This is a genomic window from Flavobacterium sp. (genome assembly GCF_044361065.1).
GTDB lineage: Bacteria > Bacteroidota > Bacteroidia > Flavobacteriales > Flavobacteriaceae > Flavobacterium.
The window spans coordinates 1-3,585 of sequence record NZ_JBIKJI010000183.1 but is presented as its reverse complement, the minus strand read 5'-3'; the positions used below and the strand labels follow the sequence as shown (position 1 = coordinate 3,585).

The following is a 3,585-nucleotide window of genomic DNA, read 5'->3' as shown; positions in this document are numbered from 1 at the left end:
TATTTAGATTGCAAAAACGAAGGACTTACAAAATTAGAAGCTTCGCCAGTAATTGCAGAGCGATTAAATATTGGAAGAATATTAAAAAGAGCCTCTAAAAACTTTGATGGAGGATATGCTATGGCTGGACTTTTAGGCCACGGAGATTCTTTTGTGGTTAGAGATCCTAACGGAATCCGACCAGCATATTATTACCAAGATGATGAAATTGTAGTAGTAGCTTCAGAGCGCCCAGTTATTCAAACGGTTTTTAACGTAGCATTCGAAGATGTGAAAGAATTAGAAGCGGGTGATGCTATTATCGTTAAGAAAAACGGAAATGTTATTTTCGAAAACATTAGAGAATGTGTAGATAAAAAAGCCTGTTCTTTCGAAAGAATTTATTTTTCTCGAGGAAGTGACGCTGAAATATATCAAGAAAGAAAATTATTAGGAAAATATGTTTTTCCGAGTGTGTTGAAAGAAATTGAAAACGACATACATAATTCGGTATTCTCATTTATTCCAAATACAGCGGAAACTTCTTTTTACGGAATGGCTGAAGCGGCTCAAAAATTCTTAGACGAACAAAAAGTTAAAGACATTATTGCGCAAAAAGACACTTTAGACGAAAAAGGATTAAATGAAATTTTAGCCGAAAAAGTGCGTACCGAAAAAATAGCTATTAAAGATGTAAAACTGCGTACTTTTATTACGGAAGATAGCAGTAGAGATGAAATGGTTGCACACGTTTACGACATTACATACGGCGTGGTAAAACCAACAGATAATTTAGTAATTATTGACGACAGTATTGTTAGAGGTACAACATTAAAACAAAGTATTATTAAAATTTTAGACCGATTACATCCTAAGAAAATTGTAGTAGTTTCTTCTGCTCCTCAAATTAGATATCCGGATTGCTACGGAATTGATATGAGTACTTTAGAAGGTTTTATTGCTTTTAAAGCGGCATTAGAACTTTTAAAAGAAACCAATCAGTATCAAATTGTAGAAGACGTTTATAAAAAATGTAAAGCACAACAAGGTTTAAAAGATACAGAAGTGGTAAATTATGTAAAAGAAATATACAATCCTTTTACAGATGAGCAAATTTCAGATAAAATGGCAGAAATGTTAACGTCAAAAGATGTGAAAGCAAAAGTGAAAATTATTTTCCAAAAAGTAGAAGATTTACACAAAGCGTGCCCTAAAAATTTAGGCGATTGGTACTTCACTGGAAACTATCCAACGCCAGGAGGAAACCGAGTGGTAAATACGGCTTTTATCAACTTTTATGAAGGAAATGGAGCGCGTGCTTACTAAAAAAGTGCATTTCATCGAGAATATTAGCAATACAACAATTATTTTGTTTTAGTAAAATATCTTGCCATACTTTTACCTCACCAGAAAATTAGTAGGTTAAGTTTTATGGTAGATTTGGGGCAAAAAGGGTGAAAAGAAATTTTCGCCTTTTTTATTTTATATACTTTCCTCTCAAATCTTTTTTATTTTTTCACTTTTTGTTGTTGAATTTACTAAATTCGCTAATGGAAACTTAAATTTTCCTAAAAATGAAAAACACACTCCAAAACACGTATAATTTTATTTTTGAAGAAAGTTTGATAAATGAAATTTTAGAAGTATCTAAAATTCACAATTTCAATGAAGGTGATATTATTATAGATTTTAATGAAAATATTAAAAATATGCCTTTAATGTTAACTGGGGCCATTAAAATATTACGTGAAGATTTTGATGAAGGCGAACTGCTTTTATATTTTATAGAAAAAGGAGATACTTGCGCAATGTCTATGCAGTGTTGCTTAGGAAATGCCAAAAGTGAAATCCGCGCCATAGCAGAAACTGACGGTCAGCTAATTTTAATTCCGGTAGCAAAAATGAACGAGTGGCTTGGTAAATATGCTACTTGGAGAAATTTTGTATTTAACAGCTATAATATGCGATTAAAAGAAATGTTAACTACAATTGATCATTTAGCATTTATGAATATGGATGAACGATTACTAAATTATCTTTTAGAAAAATCAAAAATAAATACTTCCAATCAAATTCACAATACTCATCAAGAAATTGCTTACGATTTAAATACATCAAGAGTTGTAATTTCCCGAATTTTAAAGGCATTAGAAAATAAAGGAAAAATTAAATTGAATCGTGCATATATTGAGTTGTTGTAATCTAACTTTCATACACTAAAATATTTTTTCCACCTATGTAACACTTGTTACTGTACACTATTTTTAATGCGTTTACATTTGCCTCATAATTAATTTAGGATTATGAAAAAATTTAAACACACTATTTTAAGTTCAGCAGTATTATTTTCTGTTTTTGGATTGGCACAAGACACGCTGTCCATTTCTAAAAACGATATTTCTAAGAAAATAGCTTCAACTAATTTACAAGTAAAAATTGCCGAAAAAAATGCCCAGTCCGCAAAAGCAGATTACAATCAGGCAAAAGCAGTTTTCTTGCCAAATATTTCGGTTTCACACACCGGAATTTCAACTACAAATCCATTAATGGCATTTGGTTCAAAATTAAATCAAGAAATTTTAACCGCTTCTGATTTTAATCCAGCGTTGTTAAATGACCCTGCCAAAACACAAAATTTTGCAACCAAGTTTGAAATTCAACAACCATTAATTAATGTTGATGGTTTTTATGGAAGACAAGCCGCTAAAGCCAAAATGGAGGCGTTTCAATTACAAACCGAACGTACTAAGGAGTATTTAGAATTAGAAGTTTCTAAAGCATATATGCAATTACAATTGGCCTATAAAGCCGTTAAAGTTTTAGAAAAAGCAAATACCACCGGAAAAGCCAATTTGAAATTAGTAGAAAATTATTTCAAACAAGGTATGTTGCAAAAAACCGATTTGTTAAACGTACAAGTTCGTGTAAATGAAATTGCCAATCAGTTGCAATATGCAAAAAGTAACGTGCAAAATGCTTCAGATTATTTAGGGTTTTTATTAAACGAAGACACGCAAGGAAAAGTGTATAAACCATCTGAAGCGTTAGAAAACACCATTTCAATTGAACCTATAAATACTACTTTATCCGAAAACAGAAAAGACATTCAAGCGATGAGTAAATCTTCTGAAGCGTATGCAAAAATGTTACAATCTTCAAAAATGACGTTTTTACCAAGATTAAATGCTTTTGGAAGTTATGAAATGTACGACGCAACTGTTTTAGGAACATCGGCAAAAGGCTATTTAGTTGGCGCTCAATTATCATGGAATATTTTTGATGGTTACAAATCTATTGGAAAATATGAAAAAGCAAAAGCTGAATCTCAAAAAGCAGATGTAGAAAAAGAGCAATATACGAAACAAAGTCAATTGGAATTAAACAAAACAAATCGCCAATTATTAGATTCGGAAAACAAAGTTAATTTATCGCAATTGGCTTTCGAGCAATCGCAAGAAGCGTTCAGAATTAGACAAAATCGATTTGCACAAGGTTTAGAAAAAACAACCGATTTATTACAAGCAGAAACACAAATGATTCAAAAAGAATTAGAGCAACTGCAAGCGGTTTTTGAATATAATTTCACCAAACAGTATTTACAGTTTT

At 31.3% G+C, this 3,585-nt stretch carries 3 protein-coding genes; all 3 read left to right on the top strand.

Annotated features, from left to right (window positions below):
* On the top strand, positions 1 to 1,305 hold a 1,305-nt coding region (locus tag ACIQ11_RS09555), incomplete at its 5' end, for an amidophosphoribosyltransferase (RefSeq protein ID WP_396154393.1).
* Positions 1,306 to 1,553: 248 nt separating this feature from the next.
* Entirely contained in the window at positions 1,554 to 2,180 is a 627-nt protein-coding gene (locus ACIQ11_RS09550; RefSeq protein ID WP_396154392.1) for a Crp/Fnr family transcriptional regulator, read from the top strand.
* A gap of 102 nt (positions 2,181 to 2,282) precedes the next feature.
* Positions 2,283 to 3,585: TolC family protein (locus tag ACIQ11_RS09545; RefSeq protein WP_396154391.1), on the top strand; the 1,303-nt coding region annotated here is incomplete at its 3' end.